Raw genomic sequence first — 22,904 nt, 5'->3', positions numbered from 1 at the left:
GGCTGGGCTCTGAACGGGGCCGGACGGGGTCGAACGCAACCAAAACTGCAACCAGAAGTGATCGCCTCCTGCCTCTCCCGCGCAGCGGAGGCCCTCCGTCTAGGGTGCGTATCGAGTCCTGATCAATCTTTGCGATTTGCCCTCGCTCCGAGGCCTGATCCGGTGGGCCGTCCTGAGTGGCGCGCGTTCAACTGGCTCGCAATGAGTAGGAGTTCGCCGAATCGCACCTGTCTTGGCGGGTATGGCCGGCACCCGGAGCGGCTGCGCCAGCAGTTCGAGAGCGTGATCTGGGGGTTCAGGACGGGCGGGCACTGGCTGGAGATGGCGCAGGAGTTCGGCGCATGGTCAACCGTCGTCTCCAACCGCTTTCGGCGGTGGCGTGACGCCGGGGTCTTCGATGCCTGCTGCAGGGCCTGATCGCGGAAGCCGCGAAGCGGAGCGGGGCGGACCTGCCCCTGGTCGGCACGGACTCCACCAGCGCGCGCTCGCCACGACGGGGCCGGAATGCAAGTGGGCGAGGCCGTGCTCGTCGCCCTGGAGAAGGCTGCCGCCGAGGAGGAGGCCGGGTCAAAGAGGGCGGCCTCGACTAACAAGAACGGGCAAAGCAGATCCCGCGCGGGAGGGGCGACGGCTCCCCCGACGTAGCCGAAAGCTGCGGGTGAAGGCCGCCCTCCTCGGGATGCCCCCCCGGGCCAGCAGACCAACAGGATTCACGTTGCCGTCGACCGGAAGTGCCGCCCGTTGGCGTTCATCCTGACCACTGGACAAGCAGCCCACAGCCGTGCCAGCCCGGCCGCGCGCAGTCGTAACCGGCCGAGGCGGCAGCTCGCCGCCACTTCCGGGTGCCCCTGCATACCGCCGAATGCCACGCCACGCACCCCGGAGCATCGGGCATTTGCCCTGTTCAAGCGCCTGCACCGCGTGGTCGTCCGCAGGGCAGGACCATCACGGGGCGGAACTGTCGTGTCTTTCAGCGACGTCGGTGCATTTGGCGTGCAACCCTGTTCGGTATCGCAAGTCCTTCGTAGGCAAGCGATCAAGCGGAGCCCTGCATGTTCGTCAACTCCCGCCGTTCGTGCGGTAGCACAGACTGGACCTGCCTGCTGCCGGACCGCCGGCTCCGACTCATTCCTCGGGGCGCGAGAACGGCGCCCCGAACCCGTCGCCTACGCGGCGAAAACTGGACAGTGGTCGATCCGCGGGATCGTCCGTGTGCTCATATGACATTTGTCGAAGTAGGGCCGCTACGGGCGCTGCAATTCATCCCATGGATCGTATATATACTTTTAACGTCGGCTAAAGTGAAACCGGATTTCCTCCTCCGGACGGTTCCGGGTGGGTGTCACCTGCCGACGAGAAGTCCACAGTGGTCGTCGTGAATCGGCGAAAATCTCTAACCTGCCATATTTCCCCTCAGGAATGGGCCTCTAGATGACACTGAACATCTCTGGTGCGCTTCACTGGCGCACTGTTGCCACCTGGATCGCGGCGGTGGCGTTCATCGCCGCCGCCGCCACCACGGTGTCCCCGGCACCGGCTCACGCCATCGCCACGGCCGTCAACCTCGGAGCAGCCGACAGCTTCGCGGTTCTGGGCGGCCAGTCCGTCACCAACACCGGACCCTCCGTGATCACCGGAGACGTCGGGGTGAGTCCGGGGACATCGATCACCGGCCTGCTCCCCAGCCAGGTGAACGGTTCGATCCACCAGACGGACGCGCTCGCGGCACAGGCCCAGACCGACCTGACCACGGCGTACAACGCTGCCGCAGGCCAGGCAAAGGACTTCGACCTCACCTCCCCCGGAGACCTCGGTGGTCAGACCCTCGGCCCCGGTGTCTACAAGGCGACGTCCTCCATCAACCTCACCGGCACGCTCACGCTGGACGCCCACGGCGACCCCAACGCCGTGTGGGTGTTCCAGATCGGCTCGACCCTGATCACGGCCTCCAACAGCCACGTGCTCCTGACCAACGGCGCAGCGCCGTGCAACGTCTTCTGGCAGGTCGGGAGTTCGGCGACGATCGGCACGGACACCACCTTCGTGGGCAACATCATGACCCTGGCCTCGATCGGCATGCAGACCGGGGCAAGCCTCGACGGCAGGGCGCTGGCGCAGACCGCCGGCTCCGTGACGCTTGACACCAACCGGATCACACGGGCGACCTGCGCGGTCGGCACGACCGGCGGCACCGGCGGAGCCACCACGACGGGTGGCGTGGTCGCCGGAACCACCACGGGCGGCCTCATCGCCGGCACCACTGGGGGCACCGCCACCGGGGGCACCACGGGTGGCGTGGTCGCTGGCACCACGACAGGCGGCGGGACCGGTGGGGCCCTGGGCGGTCTGCTCGGCGGTGTCCTGACCACGGGTGGCACCACGGGCGGCGTCCTCGGTGGAGTTATCGCGGGCAGCACGGGCGGTACCGGTGGGGCCACCACAGGCGGAGGCACCACCGGCGGCACCACGGGCGGTGGCGACCACGGCGGTGAGCACGGTGGCGACCACGGTGACCACGGCGACCACGGCGGTGACCACGGCGACCACGGCGGTGAGCACGGTGGCGACCACGGCGACCACGGCGGTGAGCACGGTGGCGACCAGGGTGGTGACTGCGGGTGTGACGAGTCCGGGAGCTGGTAGCTGAGTCGTAGAGCCGGCCAAGGACTTGGTGGCGCGCGGCGGATCGTCACGGATTCCGTCGCGCGCCCCAGGGACGCTCAGGGGTAGCAGAGCCGAGGGGAGCAGGCAGGATGGGAAGGACCGGGCCCGGCCAGGTGCTGGGCGGCGCAGAGTCCGTGAATGAGATGGAGTCGAGCCGTCCACGGGCGGACGGCACCATCACCGCCCCGGGGCCGCCGCGCCCGCTGGCGGCGGCCCTGGCGATGGCCGTGGCGTTGTGCCTGGCAACGTCCGTCGTCCACGTGCTTCTGGTGTTTCTTTACGTCGCCCCACCGAACCAGATGTCGCAGTACTACAGCAGGCAGATCGATGCGTGGATCTACCCGTTGTTCGAGCAGAACTGGCGGCTTTTCGCTCCGGATCCGGAGTCGGTCACCAGGCAGATTTCTGTCAGGACCACAAGGACCTCACCGGACGGCACGGCTCAGATCGGCGAATGGTTCGACCTGACCGCCGTGGACGCCTCCGATGTCGAGCACAACATTTTCCCGAGTCACACGACGCAGAACATGCTGCGTCGCGCCTGGACCTCCTACCTCGAACTGCAAGGCACCGACGACAATCCGCACTCCGCGCGCGCTCTGATGTTGCAGAAGTACCTGCGCAACATTGCGGTGGAGCGAGCCGCCGCCCATCAGAGCGGCACGTTCGAAGCCGTCCAGCTGCGGGTGATCACGAGGCCGATTGCGGCGCCGACCACGCCCGGCGCCCCCCACCCGACAACGCCGGCCGCAGTCGACACCCGGTACCTGCCCTGGTGGAAGGTGACACCCAATGGGAACTGAGCAGACCTCACCTCCTGTGCCCGCCCCACGCCAAACGGTCCTGCGGACAGGCGACACCGGCACACGGCCGGTGCTCCGTCACCTCGGCGCGCTGGGCAGCGCAGTCACCGATCGGCCGATGTCCCTCCACGCGGCGGCGGTGCTGCGCATCGGGTACGGACTGCTCTACCTCGCCTTCCTGCTGCGAGAATTCCCGCACCGCGACGAGATCTGGGGCCCCGGATCCCCGTGGACGCCCGCCCTGGCGAGACAGCTCTTCGACCAGACCGGCTGGTTCAGCGTCCTCACCCTGTCCGACAGCCAGGCGTACTTCGAGCTCTGCTACGCGGCGGCTCTCGTCACGTCCGCGCTGTTCATGATCGGCTGGCGGACCAGGGTGGTGTCGATCCTGTTCGCCGTCCTGGTTGCCTCGTTCCACGCGCGAGCCATCTTCATGACGGACGGAGGAGACAACCTCATTCTCCTCATGGCCCTGTACCTGTGCTTCACATCATGCGGCCGACGCTGGTCCCTCGACGCGCGCAGGGCCCGCCTGCGGTCCTCCCCGAACCAGGCCGACAGCCCGTCATCCAGCCCCGGACCGTCTAACCTCCGACGCGAACTCCTGTCGGTCAGGCGGCTTTTGAGCACAACGCTGCACAACTGCGCCATGTTCGTCATCGCCGCCCAGGTCTGCATCGTCTACGGCTCCGCAGGCCTGTACAAGGTGCAGGGCGGCACATGGCAGAACGGCACCGCCCTCCACTACGTCGTGAACCTCGACCTCTTCCGGCCATGGCCCGCACTGTCACTCATGGTGGACAGCCACCCTCTGCTGATCGCCTTCGCCACGTACATGACCGTGCTGCTGCAAGTGGCCTTCCCGTTCGTCCTGTTCGGCAGGCTGAAGTACATCGTCCTGACGATGCTGCTCGGCATGCACCTGGGCATCGCGATCCTCATGGGACTTCCGCTCTTCTCCGGGGCCATGATCGTCGCGGATGCCGTATTCCTTCCCGACCGCTTCTGCAGGTACCCCGGAGAATTGTGGCGCCGCACGTTCCGGCCCGCGGTAGCCGGGGACGTAGGGGACTCGCGCCGCGCCGGGAACTCGGCCGTACCCCCGCAGCCGGGCTCGCCGACCGAGGCCACAGCGCATGAGGAGACGTCTCGGCAGCGGGCGGAGGAGAGATGAGCGGCACCGCCGACACCTCAGAATGGGTGCTGGCTTACGACGGGGACTGCGCCTTCTGCCAGGCCACGATCGACCGGATCCGCCGGCGGGCGGCACCGCAGATCGACGCCGTCCCTTGGCAGGCCCTGCCGGAGAGACTCACCGCCCCGCACCTGCCACGGCTGGACCGGGAAGTGCTCCTCTTCCACAACGACACGGTCCACGCGAGCGGAGCCCACGCGCTGGCCCGCTTCGTCGGCTCCTCACCGGCCCGCCGCTACCAACTGGCCGCAGCCGCGCTCAGCCTGCCCGGCGTACGCACCTGCGCCCGTCAGGTCTACGCCCTGGTGGCGAAGAACAGGCAACGCATGCCCGGCGGAACGGCCTTCTGCGCCCTGCCACGGCCTTGATCGTAGACGGTAGGCCAAGCGTCGAACTCCTTCGGCGTCCCCCGCCATTGCCCGCCCCGTCTTGAGCCGCCGGATGCCCCTCGAACTACTGCCGCATGTGCTCGGGACACGGGCCGAGAACTCATTCTCGGCGTCCCCGAGCGGATGGTGATGCAGATCATGGGCTGGTCGTCCACCGCGATGGCCGCCCGGTACCAGCACGTCACGTCGGGAATCCTCCAGGACGTCGCCGAGCGCGTGGGCGGCCTCATCTGGGAGGTGGCCGAGGACGCCGACGGGGACGCCCCGGCGCCTCTCAAAAAGGCCGGTTGAGACTACAGATGAGACTGTGGATGACGAAGGCCCCGACCGGAAACCGGTCGGGGCCTTTCGTTTGCCCTGGCGGGCGAAGGCGGAGGATACGAGATTCGAACTCGTGAGGGGTTGCCCCCAACACGTTTTCCGATTCTCCTCAGCGCTGTCCGTCGGGTTCACGCCCGCCCCAACCTGCGGCGACGAAGTTGATCAAGCAGTGCTCGAACCCGGCTGGACAGGAACGACTGGGACCAGAACTCAGACCACGCAGCCTGGAACTCATGGCCCGGCCGGTCTATCTCGCACCTGGTCAACCGTCCGATTCTCTGGTTACCGAGGTGCAGGCAAGACGAACGGTTTCGGGTCTGCGGGTCATCCAGGATTCGTCGTCGGCCGAACGGGTCCTGCACCGGCACGCGGACGGTTCGGCTGTCCATCGGTCGGCCTGGAAGGGCGTCGAGGTCGGGCGACGGATGCCGGGGTCGGGTTATTCGTTCCGGAGATGGGCGGGGCTGAGGGCGCCAGCCGGGCGGGTGCAGCCGACGCGGTGGCAACCAGGTCGTTGAGAGCGGCGTTGACAACCGGCCAGCACATGTCGACCGTGTCGCGGTTGGGCCCATGTCCGTTCCGTCGTTCCGCCGTTGGATGCACCAGGTTGCGGTAATGCCGCACGAGTTCCGAAGCGAGCTTCGCGTCGTGCTCGATCCAGCCGTTGTCGTGTGCGAGATCGACGAGTTCCTTCAGGCCCATGTCCTCCGGTCGCTTTCTCAGCGTCCGAGTAACTGCGCGCACTTGGGCGACGTGCACGAGAACCCCTTCCAGGAGACTGCCCAGCATGATCACGGCTGCCGTGTACGCACCGTGCTCGTAACACGTGTGCGCCTCGTCTAGTCTGGTCTGGACTGCTGCTGCCAACGCCGGGTCACTGATGACCTGCGAGACGGATACCTGCAGTTCGACCCTGGGCATCCGCACCGGCTCGTCGGCACCGACCTCGACCGGTACGAGGATCGGCTGTCCCTCCGCGTAGCCAATTCGACATCCTTCCAGGGCCAGAACCTCGTCTAGCCGGGCGACAGTGGCCTTGTACTCGCGTGGCTGTCCGACGTACTCACGTTGGTCGGCGAGTCGCAGCACCGCTTTCAGGGCATCGTCCTCGCCTTCCTCCTGGCGTTCGCGAAGCAGCCCGAGCGTCCACTGGTGCCGCGGCGTGCCGTCGTGGTCGGGGACGTCCTCCCACTTCGCGCGGCGCAGGAATTCGGCGATCTGGTAGCCCTTGCGGTACAGCAGCGGTGGATCGTCGCCGCAGATCAAGTAGGCAATCTCGATGAGGACGCTCTCGTCGAACGACTGGCTCATGTCAGGTCTCCTCGGGCGTCATCGGTGGACAGATCCTCGTCATCGGCCGCTTCGTCATCAGCAACCGCGTCCTGTGCCTCGTCGTACAAGGCCACTGGGTTCCAGGTGCTCGCCCCGTCAGAGGCGAGTTGTTCGAATCCAGCCGTGCCCGGTTGGATATCGAGCGCTGCTAGCTTGCGCCACAAGGGGGCGAGAGCCTGGTCGGGTGCCAGCGCGAACTCGCTGCTGCGCACTCGCCAGAACGTCCATCCCGCACGGCGCAGGTCCCGCTCACGCTCGTAGTCCTCTTGGCGCTTCTTGCTGGTGGCGTGGTGAGGGCTGCCGTCGCACTCCACGGCCAGCCGCGCGTTCTCTCCGACTACGACCAGGTCGATGAACTTGCCCGCTACCTCCCACTGGGGAAGGACGTGGTACCCGCGGCGCCTGATCTCCAAGAAGACCCTCTGCTCGAACAGTGAGTCGAACGGGTCGCACCTTTCATCGGAAGTGACCGCCGCCAAGGTCGGCGGTGTGGGGTGCAGGGCCGGCGGGTTCTGCATGTAGGTGAGCAGGGAGTGCCGCAGATCCTTGCTGCTCAGCTGATCCGGAGTCACGGAGGTGAAGAGCCACATCTGATCACGGCCACGGCTCGCCGCGACGTTGAAGCGCCTGCCGTCGTTCATTCCGGTCAGTGCCCGGGTGTGGTTGCCGTCCACCACCATGGAGAGCAGGATCACGTCCCGCTCGTCCCCCTGGAACTGTTCGGCAGTTCCGACTCGGATGTCGTGCCGCTTACTCGCCTCAGGACCGATCTCCGCATCGATCAGGTCCTCCAGCAATCGCGTCTGCGAACCGGACCGCAGCACGATGACGCCGAAGCTCCGCCCCGCGTACGCAGGGTCGCTGATCAGCTCGCGCAGCTTGCCGACCAGCCGTTCCGCTTCAGGCCGGTTGACGAGGCGCTCGCGCGTCCCCTCGCAGTAGCCCTCGCGCACGTGGACGACTTCCAGGGGCCTCAGCCGGTCGGCGCCGTACTGGCGCAGGGGGACCAACTCGTTGTCCGGGTAGAACTGCCGCGAGGACCACTTGATGATCTCCGGCATGCAACGGAAGTGCTCGGTCAACCGGATGACCTCGGTGAAGCGGGCGGACAGCAACTCGTACAGGTTCGATTTCGGGTTGAAGCCGTCCCGCTGCCAGTCGGTGAAGCCGGCAAGCCGTTCATCGACCTTCTGGTTGATCTTGTCGTGCTTGTTGCCGGTGTAGAACGGTGCGCACTGCTTGTCATCGCCGACGACGATCACCCGGGGTGCCAACCACAGCAACAGCAGCCCGGACAAGCCGACCTGGCTGGCCTCGTCGACGATGACGACGTCGAACGCGTCGGGTTCCGGATCCAGCATCTCGACCACCTGACGCAGCGGCATGACCCACGCGGGCACCGCTCCCCGCGCGTCACGCATCGCGGACCGGGCCGCGGCCAGATGCCGCTTCCCCTGTGCCGTGGCACCCCGGCCGGCGTGCGACATCGCAGTTGCGTAGGCGCTCAGGGCTTGCTTCTGCCTGGTGGTCATCCGACTGAGGCAGTGCAGTAGTGCCCGGTCCGCAGCGAGTTGTTCCTTGGTGTTCTTGAGCTGGGCCTCGACCTCTGCGAGCTCGCGTTCGAGCTGCGGCTCCCGCCCCGGAGACAGCATGCGGTCCATGAAGCGCTTCGCCAGCTGCCAGGACCACGCCTGTTGAAGCGTGGCGAACCGGCCTTGCCACTGCGGGTCGGTGGGCGACGCGGCGAACGCGCGCCCGAGTTCGGGCAGCCCCTCCTGCAACTGCGTGAGCAGCTCGTACGCCTGCCTGCGGTCGGCTTCCCGCAGATAGGCAGCTCCCACGGCGTCGACCGCCCGGGCGTACGCGGTTGCGTCACGGTTCGACGCAGCGCGGTGAACTTCGGCCAACTCGGGTACATCGGCACCGCTCGGGTTGGGAAGCGACTCGATCAAGGAAGCGAGTTCACGTTCCGCCAGCCTGGCTGACAGCACCAGCTGCGCGTGCTCGGCCGTGTGGCGTACCTCGTTCCACTGCTCCGGGGACCGCACCATGAGCCCCTTCACCCCTGCCTTCACCAGAGCGTCGTGCACGGCACGTGCCGCCCCGGTGAACGAGTCAACTGCCTGCAACAGCGTGTAGCGGTCCAACAACTCGGACAGGACCGCCTCGGAGTTGCCTTCGGCCTTCGGAGCGGAGAACGCCTTCCAGCGCTCCTGGAGCTGTCGCGCGCACTCCCGCAGATCGAGGTGCACGACCACGGCCTCCACCTCTTCGGCCGTCCGCGGGACGCGGCCGTCGACGCGGCAGTTCTCCAGCAGGGGACGAGCCTGCTTGTGGAAGGGCTTCTTCAGCGCCCACCTGCCCGGCTGGCCGTTCGTCCTGAGGTACTGCGCGAACTCGCGGGCAGCCGCCCGCTGGTGCGGTTCCTCGGTCTGCGACACCTGCGGCAGTACGACCTCCATCAGAGGCATGCCGAGGAGTTGGTCACGTACCTCCATGGCGCGGGCGGAGTGGCGGCGCACCCCTTCCCACAGCTGCTGACGCTTGTCAGCCATGCCGTCGACCAGCGCAGTGGTCTCCCAGTGGTCCTGCTGCCACATCGCCGGATCTGCTGGCAGTCCCTCCTGCTGGAGCGCCCGCTCGGCGGTGTCGAGGAGCCCGATGACGGTGTCGATCAGCTCCTCTCCTCGGTCCGCCATCGTCAGCGACGCTTCCGAGTGCGCGCCGCCCGATACCTCCAGAGCGGCTTGCAGACTTCGTACGAGTTCCTCGAACCGAGCCGGAGCGGGCAGGGATTCAGGGGCAGGGCACAGGAAGGCGCGCGAAGTGAGCACCTCGAACCCGTGACGTTCCACGAGGCCGAGGAGACGCTGGGCGTCTTCGGCCGTGATGGGCGGATGAGCAGACGCGGCTGCTGGCAGTTCGGGAAGCCACCCGTAGGACGCAGCCCGTCCGGAGACCAGCTCGACGATCCCTGCGAGCCGTCCGGAGTATCCCGGTGCCACTGCGGACTCGGGGTGCTCGACCCACTCGGCCTCCCGCAGATCACGCAGGTCCGCGCGTAGTTCGGCCTGCAGCTTCTCCAGGTCAGACCTGTCCTGCTGGTGTCCCTCGATACGCTCGGCGAGCTGATCGGTCGTCACCGAAGCACTGAGGTGGGACAGGGACCGGACGGACTGTCCGAGTTCGTCCCCGCCCTCGTACCTGAAATCCCCCTGCAGTACACAGAGCTGGCGCAGCTTCTGCGGGATCTTGTCGCGCAGGACCTTCAGTGCCTGTGCCTTCTCGCTGGTCACCAGGACCCGCTTGCCGTCGGCCAGAAGTGCCGAGATCAGGTTGGCGATGGTGTGGGTCTTGCCGGTTCCCGGCGGTCCTTGGACCACGACCCCAGTGTCCTTCTGCAACCGGCTCAGCACTTCGCGCTGCGCTCGGTTGACCGGGAGCGGGAACAACGGATCCGGTCCGAGCGCGGCCTCGAAACCTCCCGCCCCTCCAGCCGCCCAGCCCGTTCTTTGCTCGGGCTCGATCTGGAACAGCAACTGTGCGAGCCCGAGAGGGCTCACGGTGCCCGGTTGAGCCAAGCGGCGAGCGATGCCGTCATAGAACGTGACCAGCGCCCCCTGGCCGCGCTCGCGCAGAACGATCGCCGGCGTGAACGAGACGCGGGGTTCGGCGGGGGAGGTCTCGTCCGGGCGGCTCCAGGAATCGTCGAAGCGAGCCGCGTGCTCCATGCCGAAAGCCCGCTCGCACCAAGAACGCAACACGTCCAGGGCATCCGTGGACAGGGGGTGGAAGGTGTCCTCCTCGACCTGGGACCGCAGCGCGTTCAGCAACTGCGCCGTATAGCCGTGGGCCTCGTCCAGGAAGTCCCCGTCCTCCAGCCTCGGGCTGTCCCCGTCCGACAGCGAGACGGTGATGTGAAGCTTCACCGGGTCCACAGCCAGCATCAAGGGGACCGTCAGGACGTGCCTGTACACCCGTTCCCTCTTGCTCCCCCGGTCCAAGGCCAACAGCCCGGTACTCAGGACTGCCTCGAAGGCCTCTCCCTCCTGCTGGATCTGGGTCGCCATGCGGTAGAGGCGCCGGTGCAGCTGCCGATACGGCTCTTCCGCCTGCTCGCGCTGCGCCCAACGCCTCCACTCCGGAAGCCAGCGGCCGTAGGCGTTCAGCACGTCCAAGGCGTCTTCCCTGGCGATCTCGTCGATCTCGTAGGTGTTGCCATCCTCGTCCTCCGCGTAGCCGCGGCCGGGTCCGATCTCAGCCAGAAGCGGGTCGCCGGTTGCTGCGGAGGCCACGTCCTGCGGCTCGATCCAGCCCTGCAATACGTCGGGAATCGTCGGCGCAGGTCGTACCGGATAGTGCTTGACCTTGAAGAGCACCCCACTGGCTGCCGGCTTCGCGGGAATGACCTCGTCGGGGCATTCGGCGAGCCAGAGCACTTGCTTGTACTTCGAACAGTCGCGCACCGGCTTGTAGGAACTGCGCACGAATTCCCGTAGGAACTCGACGAGGTCACGTGTGTGCCTCACAACCTGCGGATCATCCGCACGCAGCACTGGCTGCTTCAAGGCTTACCCCTCCAACTGTCGCCTGCGGAAAGCCTTTCAGGATCTGTGGAAGTTGGCGGTAGAGCAAACCAGGCATGTTGCCGGCAGATGGATCCAGCCATGATCAAACCGAGAGGTAGTGCGGGCCGCTCTCATCTCTTTCGCTGGCCGCCAGTCTCATGTCGAACGCTTGAACTAATTCTTGCCGGGGCAAATGCGGATCTGTTGGTTCGGGTAATGCTCGGTTTGTCCTCGTGATCTGAAGATTGCCCGCTCGAGGCTCCTCAGAGCTCCGACTGGATCTCGGCTTCGAGGTACGCCTGTACTGGCTCGAACAGGCCGTACGGCACGAACTCGGTGAGGGCCAGGCCACCCACAGCGCGGCCTGCCGCTCTGTGGCGGGGACGCGGCGGGTCCTGGAGAGCCCATTGCGCAACGCGCACTCGGGCTACAGGTGCAAGGGGTTACCTGTGTGAGAGCGCTGTCCCTCAGCGGGCCGGTTGGCTGCCGTCGGATCAAACTTGTACCTGTGCCACCGCTACCTCCTGAGCCCCTCCCGCCGACCGGTCCCACGCGCCCTGTGACAATGCGACGCTTCGCCGGATCGGACTCGTTCCAGGGGCTGACAAGGCTGTTGCACCGTGCTTATGCCGAGCATGCTGAGGCTGGGCGAATATTCTTCGCGTCGTACCAGTCCGTGGAGGACACCGCGAGTCGATCCAGCAGGGGAGAGTGCTGGCTCGCTTTTCAAGGTACGACACTGGTGGGTTCGGTGACGGTGACGGCCCCATACGCAGTGCCTGGGGGATATCCGGCCCCGGCAAGCGCTGGCTCGTTCTGGCAACTGGCCGTAGATCCCGCGTATCGCGGAACCGGTCTTGGGCAGCGCCTGTTGGCCTTGGCGGAGGAGCGCATCGCTGACCTCGGCGGGACCGAAGTAGTCATCGACACGTCTGCCGAGGCAGTCGAGTTGGTGGAGTGGTATCGCCGACGGGGGTACAGGCCGGTCGGGACGTGGCGGTGGGACGTGACCAACTACGAGAGCGTGGTTCTCCAGAAGGACTTGGCCGGGGCCGAGAAGAGCCGCTGAGAGCTGCGAGCGGCGGCCCCTCCAGGAGGGGCCGCCGCCCGGCAGCGAGGACGCAGAGCTACTGGCCGAGGACCTGAGCGCCGTCTCGGGCCGCGACCGCGAGGGCCTCGTCGAGCGCGCCGGTGTGGCGTCCGCCGGCGCTGGCCACGGGGCCCTTGCCGCCGGCTCCGCCGCCGACGGTGCGCGCGGCCGGGAGGAGGAGTTGGCTGGCCTGGGTGCCGGTGTCGTGGAGGGTGCGGGTGATGGCGGCGGCGAGGAGGGCCTTGCCGTCGTGTTCGGTGCCGAGGACGACGACGGCGCGGTCGGTGCCCAGGAGATCGGCGGTGTGGGCGGCCAGGGTGCGGAGTTCCTCGGGGCCGAGGCCGGTCACCTTCTCGGTGATGATCCGGCCGCCGGTGACGGTGCGGGCGGACGCGGCGAGCTGTCCGGCGCGGGTGCGGAGTTCGGTGTCGCGGAGGCGGCCGAGCTCCTGCTGGGCGGTGGCGAGGGCGTCGAGGCGCTTGCGCAGGGCTTCGGGGGCGTCCTTGGGGCGGGTGCCGAGGAGGGTGGCGAGTTCGTCGAGGAGGCGGCGTTCGGTGTCGTAGTAGGTGAGGGCGTCGCGGCCGGTGAGGGCTTCGATGCGGCGGAGGTTGGAGCCGATGGAGGCTTCGCCGAGGATGCGGACGGGGCCGGCGTTGGAGCCGTGGCCGACGTGGGTGCCGCCGCACAGTTCGCGGGAGAAGTCGCCGATGTCGACGATGCGGACGTGGTCGCCGTACTTCTCGCCGAACAGGGCGGTCGCTCCTGCGGCTTCGGCTTCCGAGCGGGTGGCGTGCCAGACGCGGACGTCGGGGTCGTCGAGGAGGTGGTCGTTGACGAGGGCTTCCAGGGCGGCGAGCTGGGTGGGGTCGAGGGCGGAGAAGTGGGAGAAGTCGAAGCGGAGCCGTCCGGCGTCGACGAGGGAGCCGTGCTGGCGGGCGTGGTCGCCGAGGGTGCGGCGGAGCATGGCGTGCAGGACGTGGGTGGCGGAGTGGGAGCGGGCGACGGCGTCCCGGCGCGGGCCGTCGACGAGGGCCTCGGCGGTCTGGCCGGTGCGGAGTTCGCCGTCGAGAATGCGCACGGTGTGGACGTGGAAGCCTTCCAGGCCGAGCTTGGTGTCCAGGACCTGCAGCACGGCGCCGTCGGCGGTGCGGACGGTGCCGGTGTCGCCGACCTGGCCGCCGGACTCCGCGTAGAAGGGGCTGCGGTCGAGCACCATCTCGACCGTCCGGCCCTGCTCGGCGCCGGGCGCGAGGGTGCCGTCGGCGATCACGCCGAGGACGGTGGCCTCGGCGATGAGGCGGTCGTAGCCGACGAAGTCGGTGCGGCCGTGGCGGGCGGACAGTTCGCGGTAGGTGTCCTGGCGGCGCAGGGCCTCGGCGGTCTTGGCCTTGCCGCCGGACTTGGCGCGCTGCTGCTGCTCGGTGAGCAGGGTGGCGAAGCGGTCCTCGTCGACGCTCAGGCCGGCGTCGCGGGCGGCCTCGACGGTCAGCTCGACGGGGAAGCCGTAGGTGTCGTGCAGTTCGAAGGCGGTCTCCCCTGCGAGGGAGGTCGAGCCCGCGGTGCGGGTGCGGGTGATGGCGGCGTCCAGCAGCCGGGTGCCCTGGGTGAGGGTGCGGGTGAAGGACTCCTCCTCGGCGGCGACGACCTGCTCGATCAGCGCGGACTGGGCACGCAGTTCGGGCCAGACGTCGCCGAGGTTGCCGATGACGCTCGCGGTGGTGGCGGGCAGGACCGGGCCGTCGATGCCGAGCAGTCGGGCGTGGCGGATCGCGCGGCGCATCAGGCGGCGCAGGACGTAGCCGCGGCCGTCCTTGGCGGGCAGCACGCCGTCGGCGATCAGGAAGGCGATCGAGCGGGCGTGCTCGGTGACGACCTGGAAGGAGGTCTTCTGCTCGCCGGTGCCGGGGTAGTCGCGGCTGGCGAGTTCCTGGACGGTCTTGAGGGTGGGCAGGAGCAGGTCGGTGGTGCAGACGTTCTCGACGCCCTGGAGGATCGCGGCGAGGCGGTCGAGGCCGAGGCCGGTGTCGATGCTCTGCTGGGCGAGTTCGCCGAGGATCGGGAAGTCACCCTTCTTGTCGCCCTCGCCGCGCTGGTATTGCATGAAGACGAGGTTCCAGATCTCCATGTAACGCTCGCCGTCGACGGCGGGGCCGCCCTCGCGCCCGAAGGCCGGTCCGCGGTCGTAGTTGACCTCGGAGCAGGGCCCGCACGGTCCGGGGACGCCCATCGACCAGTAGTTGTCCTCCATGCCCAGGCGCTGGATGCGGTCGGCGGGGACGCCGATCCTGCGCCAGAGCTGCTCGGCCTCGTCGTCGTCCTCGTAGACGGTGATCCAGAGCCGGTCCTTCTCCAAGTTGTATCCCTGGGTGAGGAGTTCCCAGGCGAAGGCGATGGCGTCGGCCTTGAAGTAGTCGCCGAAGGAGAAGTTGCCCATCATCTCGAAGAACGTGGCGTGCCGGTTGGTGCGGCCGACGTTGTCGATGTCGGAGGTGCGGGCGCACTTCTGGATGGTGGTGGCGCGCGGGTACTCCGGGGTGACCTCGCCCAGGAAGTAGGGCTTGAACTGGTTCATGCCGGCGTTGGCCAGCAGCAGCGTCGGGTCGGAGGGGATCAGCGGGCTGGACGGGACCTGGCGGTGGCCGCGGGAGGTGAAGAAGTCCAGGAAGGTGGAGCGGATCTGCGTCGAGCGCATGGTGGTATGGCCCTCACGGGAAGTCGTGGGAGAGGTGGGGGGGTGTTCACACGCCGAGCCGGGCCGAGAACGAGGACTGAGTGGTTCTCAGTTCTCCAGCTCGGCGCAGATAGCTCGCGCCCCCACGGTGTAGACCATGACTCCAGACCATCGCTCTGAGGTGGCGCAGCCGCGACCGGACGCAACGGTCCGCTGCGACTGCGCCACCAACAGTAGCGGGTCCGGCGTCAAGATCGCTTGGCGTAGTCGTTCGGCTGCCGGTCGCCCGTCAGGAGGAGCAGTGCGGAGGCGAGTCCGCCGGGCTGGTGAATCACCACCTCGGCGCCCGCCCTGGCCAGGGCTTCGGGCTCGGTGTAGCCCCAGCCGACACCGACGGCCCGGACGCCCGCGGCCCGGGTGGCACGGACGTCGAGCACCGTGTCGCCCACGAACACGGCCTCCTGCGGGTCGACGCCGAGCCGGTCGAGCGCGAGCAGCAGCCCGTCGGGCGCGGGCTTGGGCGGGGCGTCCTCGAAGCAGACGACCGTGCCGAGCAAGGCGAGCAGGTGGGGCGGGAGCAGCCAGTCGGCCCGGCGGCGGCTGCGCAGGGTGACGAGCCCGGTGGCCACACCGGAGGCGCGCAGCTCGGTGAGTGTCCCGATGGTGAACGGGAAGGGCTCGGCGCGCAGGCCGGCGGTGGCGGTGGCCGCGTCCCAGGCTTCCTCGTGGAGCGGCCCGTCGAGGCCGAGGGCCGCCAGCACCCCATCGCGCGGGGCGAGGTGCGCACCGGCAGGTAGGTCGGCGGTGGTGACCCGCCGCCCCAGCATCGTCATCGCGTATCCGGCCAGCGTGGCGAGGTGGGTGTCTTGGCTGTCCAGCAGCACGCCGTCGAGGTCGAAGAGGACGGCGCGGCTCACGCGGCACCGCTGGAGTGCCGCACGGGCAACTCCTCCTCCGTGAGCAGCGAGCGGAGGGTGATCCGGTGTTCGGCCAGCACCGCCCGGCCGCCGAGCGAACGCTCCAGCACGCACATCGCGTCGGTGACCGGTGACCCGGCCATCCTCAGCGTCCTTGCCATGGTGAGGAGTTGGCTGCCGGAGCGGACGACGTCGTCGACCAGGACGGTGCGCAGGCCGGTGATGTCGGCGCCCTCGATCTGCCGGTGCGAGCCGTAGAGCTTCGGCAGGCGGCGCACGAAGACGGCGGGCAGGCCGGTGGCGGCCGACAGGGCGACGACCAGCGGGATGCCGCCCAGCTCGATGCCGGCCAGAGCCTGGGCGTCGGTGGGTACGAGATTCGCCAGCGCCCTGGCGGTGTCGCGCAGCAGCGTCGGGTCGGAGGCGAGGCGGAACTCGTCGAAGTAGGTGCTCAGGTGGGTGCCGTCGGAGAGCTTGAAAGGGGCGCTCACGCAGGCGGCCTCGGCGAGCCGGGCGGCGAGGCCGGCCTCGGTGCGGCGGGTGGTCATGCTCCTCCGATCGGGCTGGTGTCGAGCGCGCCGAGCAGGGCCCGGAAGCCCTCGGCGGTCTCGGCGGTGTGCAGGAAGCCGAGCGGCCGGGTGGGCGTCTCGAAGAGCCACTTCTCGGCGCGCAGGAAGGCGAGCAGGCGCAGGGCCGCCGCTCCGGCGAGGCAGACCGGCACCGGGCGGACGGTGGTGGCGTAGTAGAGCGCGGCGGTCAGCTCGTGCAGGGTGCCGACGCCGCCGCCCATCGCGACGACCAGGTCGGCGCTCTCCAGGTAGTGGTTGAGCCGGGCGCCGAGGTCGGGCAGGTGGACGGACATGGTGGCGTGCGGGTTGAACGCACCCCACTCGTCGTGCTTGCCGATCAGGGTGACCGCGGTGACAGCGGTGCCCTGCGAGGCGGCCCCGCGGGCGGCGGCCTCCATCAGGCCGTTGTAGCCGCCGTGCAGCAGCTGGTACCCGGCGCCGCCGAGCGTCCGGCCGATCGCCTCGGCCAGGAGCTCCTCCTCGGCCGAGGCGGGAACGACACCGCCGAAGAACACGGCGGTCAGACCCTTGCGGGCCCGGACGGCGGCCGGGCTCGCGAGGTGCAGTGCGTTCACGCCAGCTCCTGGTAGGTCCGGTACGCGGCGACGGCGTCGTGCAGCCCGTCGAGGGCCTGCGGGCAGGCGCGCTCCACCAGCCCCAGCACGCGCTCGACCGCCGCGTCGACGTCGGCCGCCAGCGGGATCGCCGGGCCGCTGATCGCCGCGTCCAGGTCGCCGAGGCAGGCCCGGCCGATCGGGGTCGCGGCGATCTCCTCGCGCAGCTGGTACCAGCCCCAGAACCTGGACGCCGGGGCGAGGGCGGCCTTGATCAGGTCTTTCGTCGCGGTGTGCAGCCGGTGCCACTCGGCGTACGCGACGAACCGCTGGCCGCGCTTGATCCGCTTGTGCAGGAGCACGGCCAGGACCAGGTGCTCGATCAGCAGCTCGCCGCAGGTGCGCGGCCGGGCGAGGAACGCGTGCACGTAGCTCTCGGCCACGGCGATGTCCTGCGCGGGCGCCGGCTCGGGCTCGCGGTCGAGGATGACGGCCGTGCTGACCGTCTCCCGCAGGCACGGGACGCGGGAGGCGGGCACGAGGTACAGGTCGATCTGGTGGAGCCGGCCCTCGTCCGGGACGAGGAAGACCGTCCCGACTCCGCCGAGGTCGGCGACGATCGTGTCCCGCCAGCCGGGCAGCAGGGCGCCCGCCTCGACGGACATCAGCACGTCCAGCGTCTCGGCGAAGGAGGGGAGTTGGCCGTCTCGGACTCCGACCACGAAGTCGACGTCCGAGAGCCGGTCGGCGGTGCCCTGGGCCAGGGAGCCGCGCACCATCAGGTGGGTGACGGCCGGGGAGGCGGCCAGGATGTCGGAGAGCTTGGACAGCAGCGGCAGTTGCGCGGGCCGGTTGGCCTGGGTGATCTCGGCCAGTTGCAGGGTGGGCATGTGCTTCTCCTTCCGGAGCTTCGATGGCGTCGGCAGCGGGTCAGGCAGACAGGGCGAGGAGGCGGGTCTTGGCCGCCGTCCAGCGAGCCGCGGCCTCCAAGTCGCCTAGGGAGGTGTGTAGTTCGGCGATCAGGTCGTAGGCCGTGCCCTCGGGCAGGGTGTAGGTGTAGAAGAGCCGCAGCAGCATCCGCTCGGCCGCCTCGGGGTAGCCCAGCCGGGCCATGGTGCGGGCGGTCTCCAGGCGTTCGGCCAGGACCGTCCGGCTGGCGGCGGGCAGCGCTTCGGCGACCGCGGGGTGGAGCGAGGGCCGCCGGGCCAGCCGCTGGTACGCCTCGTCCGCGTAGACGTCGGCGATCAGGTGGATCCGGTCCGGGCCGAGCAGGTTGCACACCCCGTGCGGGTAGGTCGGGGTGAGCCGCCAGATCCGGCCTCCGGCCATGTGCACCTTGGTGCCGCCGGTCACCAGGAAGGCGGAGCTGTTGGTGTGCAGCGGGATGTGCAGCCGGTGCCGTTCGACCTGGTCGAGCTCGTCGTAGTCGCGGTGCTCCCAGAGGAAGGCGTTGCCCTCCAGCCGGGCGAGCCGCACCCACATGTAGTTCAGCCCGAGGTCGGCGAGGTACCCGGCGGTGGCGGGCATCCGCTGCAACAGCTCGGTCGGACGGGCCGCGCAGTCGCTGATCCTGACGTCGGCGGCGTCACCGGAGGCGTTCATCAGCGAGGTGGTCCACCAGCCCCCGGACTGGTAGGCGCCGTACTCCGCCTTCCAGGGGACCTGGGCGGTCAGGGCTTCGTGGCGCATCCGCTCCAACTGGGCGGCGTCCACGGACGCCAGCTGGGCGATCTGCCCGGCCAGCGCGGTCAGTGTGCTCTCCATCGGTTCCCTCCCGTTGCCGGCCCGCGGTGGAGCCGGTGTGCAGGTGGACGGGGCAGTCCAGGCGGGCCTGCCGCTCGGAGCCGCCCGCCGTCCACGTGGTCGGACCGCAGCAGTGGTGCGGGCTCGCGCTCAGGCAGCCGGACCGCGGTCAGGAAGAACGCGCACGGGCGGCGCCGCACCCGGGTGCTCGGTGCCCAGCTGGTGGTCGGCGGCGATCCCGACCAGCAGGATCGTCACGACGTGGCCCACCCCCCACAGCAAGGTGAGTACCGTTCCCACCGGGTCGCGCCGCTCCCCCCGGTGCCTTCGGGACGCGTACGGTCCCTCAACTGCGTTCACAGCTCTCCCCTTCCTCGTACTGGTGCCGTGCGGGCCGGTACAGCGTCGCCGCGCCGGTGGGCAACCCGGAACGTTTCTGAGGGGTTTCTCCTCGAAGCGGCCCCGGCCACAGCGGGTAGCAGTACGCTCACCAACAGGTCATGAGTCGCTGGGGGTTGAGATGCACTCAGACGTTCTGGCGGTCCATCCGCTCACCCACCTGATGCGGTTACGCGGCTGGGGAAAGATCCAGTTCGCACGCATGATGTGCGACCACGGCGCCAAGCTGAAGATCCACCTGGCGACCAACCGGACGCTGGTGTGGAAGTGGGAGCAGGGCCAAGAGCCCGAGCCGGACGCGCAGTACGTTCTGGCCGACCTGCTCGGCGTCAACCCCCTTACGCTGGTTGCCAATCCGTGGCCGAGGTGGCTCCCCGTCTGGGAGGTGACCGGCATCACGGCGCCCTGGACAAAGGCCGGTACCGTGGACGTACTGGTGGAACTGGTCAGGAGTGGTCATATGGATCGGCGCGGCTTTCTCACCATCACTGGGGCCTCCATGGCCGCTGTCGCTGCCAGCTGGGCAGCCGCTTCCCCCGCCTTCGCCTCCGCCCTGAGCGGCGACCAGGTGACCGACTCCATGGTCGACACCCTCGACGCCCGGGTCGCCACCCTCCAGACCCTGGACGCCCAGATGGGCGGTGCCCGCCTCATCGAGCAGGCCCGCGGCGACCTCGCCATCATCACCGCCCTGCTCAAGCAGGGCCGCCACACCGAAGCCGTCGAGGCCCGCCTGCTCGGGCTGGCCGCCCAGGTCAACTACATCGCCGGCTGGATGGCCTACGACAGCGGCCTGCGCTCGGCCGGCCAGCAGTACTACCTGGGCGCCCTCCGCGCCGCCAAGACCATCGGCGACGATGCCCTCGGCGCCTTCCTCCTCGCCGAGATGGGCGTCCACCTCTCCGACGCCGGCAACCCGGCCGAGCGCGTCGCCCAGGTCGAGACGGCGCTCGCCAACACCCCCGCGACGATGCAGCCCGGCGTCCGCAGCTACCTCGAACTCCACCACGCCGAGAGCCTGTCCCGCGACGGCCGGCACCAGAAGGCCGGCAGCGCCCTCAACCGCGCCCACGACCTCTGGGCCCGGAACGGCGGCGACCGGCTCCCGAGCTGGCTCTCCTGGTACGGCGACGCCCAACTCAGCTCCACCGAGGGCAAGATCATGCTCCGCGCCGGACAGGTCGACCGCGCCACCAGCGCCCTCGCCTCCTCCATCGACCACGCCGTCCCCCGCGACCAGGCCGTCCGCGCCGGACGCCTCGCCACCGCCCGCCTCGCCGGCAAGGACCTCGACGGCGCCCTCGACGCCGCCAACCGCGGCCTGGGCCTCCTCGAAACCCAGGTCCACTCGGTGCGCGCCGTCAGCCGCCTCACCAAGTTCGACGGCTACCTCAAGCCGTACGCCACCGAGCCCGCCGTCGCCGAGTTCCGGGAGCGCCTGCGCGCGCTGCCCGCGATGGCTGCCTGACAAGCAGGTTCTACAGGCATGCGGGAGCGTGGGCAGCCGGTCGGCTGCCCACGCTCCCGCCTGCTTCTTTGCGCCCTTGTCAGCGTTGCCCCATGAGTAGCTGTCAGGTAACAAGCAGGCTCCGCAGCGCTCGGACACTGAAGTGCTTGTGCAAGTTCTCCGACATCAACTAAAGTCCCCTTGACTGTGATGCGCTTCAATGGAAAGTGCTGACCACAAGGAGCTCTGACGCATGGACGTGCCGCTCTCCCCTTGGACGACCGAACTGTTCGGCAAGCAGGCACTCGCTGTCCGCACCGGCCTGGGCCAAGCCTTCCGGAACATGCAGGCCAATGCTCAGGCCGTTCAGGAGCAGGCGGACGTCCGAACGAACCACCCGTTCGGATCGGCGCGCTGGGCCGGTCAGTTCGAGCGGGTCTACGAGGAGCTCAGGGAGCTCCCCGGCGCCAAGCCTGTGAAGCCGCACCGCTTCCCCTTCGAGCTGATGCTGGTTGGACGCGGCCTGATCTACCCGTTCCTATACTCGAAGACCCGTTCCGATGTCCTGACCGCGCGAGTACCCAGCCATTCCGAGATGGTCCGGGCACTCTTCACCTTCGCCCCGGCTCCAACATCCATCCAGGGGGCCTTCGACTTCGAATTCGCCGCAACGCCCGAGGAGCTGGCCGTCGAGCTGCGGGGCGGTCTCACCACCGTGCCCCCCGACACCTGCCTGGTCCTGGTCCCCTTCGCCTGCAACTCCTCGGAGCTGCTGGAGGCCCACTGGGGCATCGCCGCCCACGGTGCCGATGACATGTTGGATTGGGTCGCCGGGCCGGAGGAACTGCCGCTTCCTGCGTCCGTCACGTTCCACGGGAAGCGGTTGTCGTCCATCCCCGCCCAGTCCGGGCCCCCGACTCTGGAGCACACCAGCTTCGACCAGGGCGAGACGCCTACTCTTACCCTGGCATCCCGCTCGAACGTCGATCGAACGCTCAACGTGACGCCACTGACCGAAGCGGAACCAGCGGAGCCTCAGACCAACGAAAACGATGCGACGAACTAGGCAAGACCTCATCCCCGGGCTGGAAGAACGTGGGGTCACCCCGCGTGCCGTCTGCGACGGTTTCGACCCAGCCCGGCTCACCCAAGCCCGCCGACTGGCCGAGATGACCAAGAAGGATGTCGCCGAGCGGCTCGGCGTCACACCAGCCGCCGTCGGCCAGTACGAGACCGGCGTCTCGAAGCCCCGTCCGGAGCTCGTCCCCGGCCTTGCGGGCATCCTGGACGTACCGCTCTCGTTCTTCTTGGCCGGGCGCCCGAGTAGCCGACTCGACGCCTCGATGGCTCACTTCCGAAGCCTGCGCAGCACCCCGAAAGCCCAGCGTGAACGAGCGCTGGCCTTCGCCGAACAGGTCTGGGAACTGACCTACGCCCTGGAACTGCGAGTGCAGCTGCCAGTGGTGGACCTCCCTGGATTCGCCGGTGGGGAAGTCCATCCCGGCGAAGAGCTCCCGGCAGAGCCCGCGGCGGCAGCGCGCGAACTGCGACGCCGCTGGGGCTTGGGAGACGGCCCAGTAACCCACCTGGTGAGGCGCATGGAGTCTCACGGCATCGTTGTTGTCACACCGCCAGCGGCTGACACGTCAGCCACCACCGTGGACGCCTTCTCCTCCAGGACGGCGAGACCCCTCGCCGTCCTGACCCCCAACCGCGCTGATGACGTCTACCGACACCGCTTCACCGCCGCGCACGAACTGGGCCACCTGGTGCTCCACGGGGATGCCACCGGGGACAGCCGGCAGGAGAAGGAGGCCGATGCCTTCGCAGCCGAGTTCCTCACACCCCAGGCCAGCATCCTGCCGCTCCTCCCCCGCCGTATGGACCTTGCTCGACTGGCCGAGTTGAGGCGTACCTGGGGCGTCTCCATCCATTCGTTGATCTACCGCTGCCGTGAGCTCGGGCTGGTTTCTGACGCGACGACCAGCCGTGCCTATCAGCGATTGCGCGCCCTTGAGGGGCAGCCGGGGTTCGCACCGGAGTCCGTCGGTAGCTTCTCGGGCGAGCAGCCCGCCTTGTTGCGTCAGGCATTCGAACTCGCGGCGGAGGAGGACGGGCTCACCGTCGAGAAACTGGCGCGTGAACTGGCCTGGAAACCCGAACGGGTCTGCGAACTGCTGGGTGTGCGGAACGAACGACCAGTGCTCCGCCTGATCAGTAGTCAGGTCTGATGTGGAAGGGC

General features: G+C 68.8%; 18 protein-coding genes. 10 read left to right on the top strand and 8 right to left on the bottom strand.

From position 1 onward, the window contains the following. Nucleotides 1–201: 201 nt before the first annotated feature. From BX266_RS41185 to BX266_RS16805, 6 genes are all read left to right on the top strand, one after another. A complete protein-coding gene (locus BX266_RS41185; RefSeq protein ID WP_099900739.1) occupies nt 202–417 on the top strand; it encodes a transposase in 216 nt (71 codons plus the stop codon). 1,014 nt (nt 418–1,431) lie between these two features. Beyond that, nucleotides 1,432–2,643, top strand: a complete 1,212-nt coding sequence (locus BX266_RS16825) for an ice-binding family protein (RefSeq protein ID WP_099900737.1) — start codon at nt 1,432–1,434, stop codon at nt 2,641–2,643. Between the two features lie 164 nt (nt 2,644–2,807). Next, nucleotides 2,808–3,467 carry a DUF5819 family protein gene (locus BX266_RS16820; RefSeq protein ID WP_259465105.1) on the top strand — a complete coding sequence of 220 codons (660 nt, stop codon included), beginning with the start codon at nt 2,808–2,810 and terminating at the stop codon, nt 3,465–3,467. Nucleotides 3,468–3,585: 118 nt separating this feature from the next. After that, complete coding sequence (locus BX266_RS16815) at nt 3,586–4,641, top strand: HTTM domain-containing protein (protein ID WP_259465104.1); 1,056 nt, start codon at nt 3,586–3,588, stop codon at nt 4,639–4,641. Next, nucleotides 4,638–5,030, top strand: a complete 393-nt coding sequence (locus BX266_RS16810; protein ID WP_099900734.1) for a thiol-disulfide oxidoreductase DCC family protein — start codon at nt 4,638–4,640, stop codon at nt 5,028–5,030. The genes BX266_RS16815 and BX266_RS16810 overlap by 4 nt, the downstream gene beginning before the upstream one ends. A 144-nt stretch (nt 5,031–5,174) precedes the next feature. Next, a complete protein-coding gene (locus BX266_RS16805; RefSeq protein ID WP_399169812.1) occupies nt 5,175–5,342 on the top strand; it encodes a hypothetical protein in 168 nt (55 codons plus the stop codon). Nucleotides 5,343–5,696: 354 nt separating this feature from the next. Here the strand turns inward: BX266_RS16805 and BX266_RS16800 are convergent, their stop codons facing one another. Together BX266_RS16800 and BX266_RS16795 are read right to left on the bottom strand one after the other, a co-directional pair. Beyond that, nucleotides 5,697–6,683 (bottom strand): hypothetical protein, encoded by a 987-nt coding sequence (locus BX266_RS16800; protein ID WP_180290511.1) that lies wholly within the window; start codon nt 6,681–6,683, stop codon nt 5,697–5,699. Further along, complete coding sequence (locus BX266_RS16795) at nt 6,680–11,272, bottom strand: AAA domain-containing protein (RefSeq protein ID WP_259464728.1); 4,593 nt, start codon at nt 11,270–11,272, stop codon at nt 6,680–6,682. The genes BX266_RS16800 and BX266_RS16795 overlap by 4 nt, the downstream gene beginning before the upstream one ends. Before the next feature lie 565 nt (nt 11,273–11,837). Here BX266_RS16795 and BX266_RS16790 point away from each other — a divergent pair. Beyond that, complete coding sequence (locus BX266_RS16790; protein ID WP_099900730.1) at nt 11,838–12,341, top strand: GNAT family N-acetyltransferase; 504 nt, start codon at nt 11,838–11,840, stop codon at nt 12,339–12,341. A 58-nt stretch (nt 12,342–12,399) separates the two neighbouring features. On the opposite strand, the gene alaS is transcribed toward BX266_RS16790, so the two are convergent. The 6 genes from alaS to BX266_RS16760 form a co-directional block, all read right to left on the bottom strand. Continuing rightward, nucleotides 12,400–15,054: an alanine--tRNA ligase gene (gene alaS / locus BX266_RS16785; RefSeq protein ID WP_099900728.1), complete on the bottom strand. Its 2,655-nt coding sequence runs from the start codon at nt 15,052–15,054 to the stop codon at nt 12,400–12,402. A 227-nt stretch (nt 15,055–15,281) separates the two neighbouring features. Beyond that, a complete protein-coding gene (locus BX266_RS16780) occupies nt 15,282–15,950 on the bottom strand; it encodes an HAD family hydrolase (RefSeq protein ID WP_099900727.1) in 669 nt (222 codons plus the stop codon). Beyond that, nucleotides 15,947–16,498 carry an orotate phosphoribosyltransferase gene (locus BX266_RS16775; protein WP_099900726.1) on the bottom strand — a complete coding sequence of 184 codons (552 nt, stop codon included), beginning with the start codon at nt 16,496–16,498 and terminating at the stop codon, nt 15,947–15,949. The genes BX266_RS16780 and BX266_RS16775 overlap by 4 nt, the downstream gene beginning before the upstream one ends. Then, entirely contained in the window at nt 16,495–17,094 is a 600-nt protein-coding gene (locus BX266_RS16770; protein ID WP_259464727.1) for an LOG family protein, read from the bottom strand. Before BX266_RS16770 ends, BX266_RS16775 begins: the two co-directional genes overlap by 4 nt. After that, nucleotides 17,091–17,963, bottom strand: a complete 873-nt coding sequence (locus BX266_RS16765; protein WP_099900724.1) for a hypothetical protein — start codon at nt 17,961–17,963, stop codon at nt 17,091–17,093. The genes BX266_RS16770 and BX266_RS16765 overlap by 4 nt, the downstream gene beginning before the upstream one ends. 40 nt (nt 17,964–18,003) lie before the next feature. After that, nucleotides 18,004–18,837 (bottom strand): aspartyl/asparaginyl beta-hydroxylase domain-containing protein, encoded by an 834-nt coding sequence (locus BX266_RS16760; protein WP_099900722.1) that lies wholly within the window; start codon nt 18,835–18,837, stop codon nt 18,004–18,006. A 499-nt stretch (nt 18,838–19,336) separates the two neighbouring features. Here BX266_RS16760 and BX266_RS16755 point away from each other — a divergent pair, with 499 nt between their 5' ends. The 3 genes from BX266_RS16755 to BX266_RS16745 all read left to right on the top strand — a co-directional run bounded on the left by BX266_RS16755 (nt 19,337) and on the right by BX266_RS16745 (nt 22,893). After that, nucleotides 19,337–20,683 carry a transcriptional regulator gene (locus BX266_RS16755; RefSeq protein WP_099900720.1) on the top strand — a complete coding sequence of 449 codons (1,347 nt, stop codon included), beginning with the start codon at nt 19,337–19,339 and terminating at the stop codon, nt 20,681–20,683. 232 nt (nt 20,684–20,915) lie between these two features. Continuing rightward, nucleotides 20,916–21,728 (top strand): hypothetical protein, encoded by an 813-nt coding sequence (locus BX266_RS16750; RefSeq protein ID WP_099900718.1) that lies wholly within the window; start codon nt 20,916–20,918, stop codon nt 21,726–21,728. Continuing rightward, nucleotides 21,715–22,893 carry an ImmA/IrrE family metallo-endopeptidase gene (locus BX266_RS16745; RefSeq protein ID WP_099900716.1) on the top strand — a complete coding sequence of 393 codons (1,179 nt, stop codon included), beginning with the start codon at nt 21,715–21,717 and terminating at the stop codon, nt 22,891–22,893. The genes BX266_RS16750 and BX266_RS16745 overlap by 14 nt, the downstream gene beginning before the upstream one ends. Nucleotides 22,894–22,904: the final 11 nt, after the last annotated feature.

Origin of the sequence: Streptomyces sp. TLI_171, assembly GCF_003610255.1 — a bacterium.
Lineage (GTDB): Bacteria > Actinomycetota > Actinomycetes > Streptomycetales > Streptomycetaceae > Kitasatospora.
This window is presented reverse-complemented; position numbering and strand designations above follow the sequence as displayed.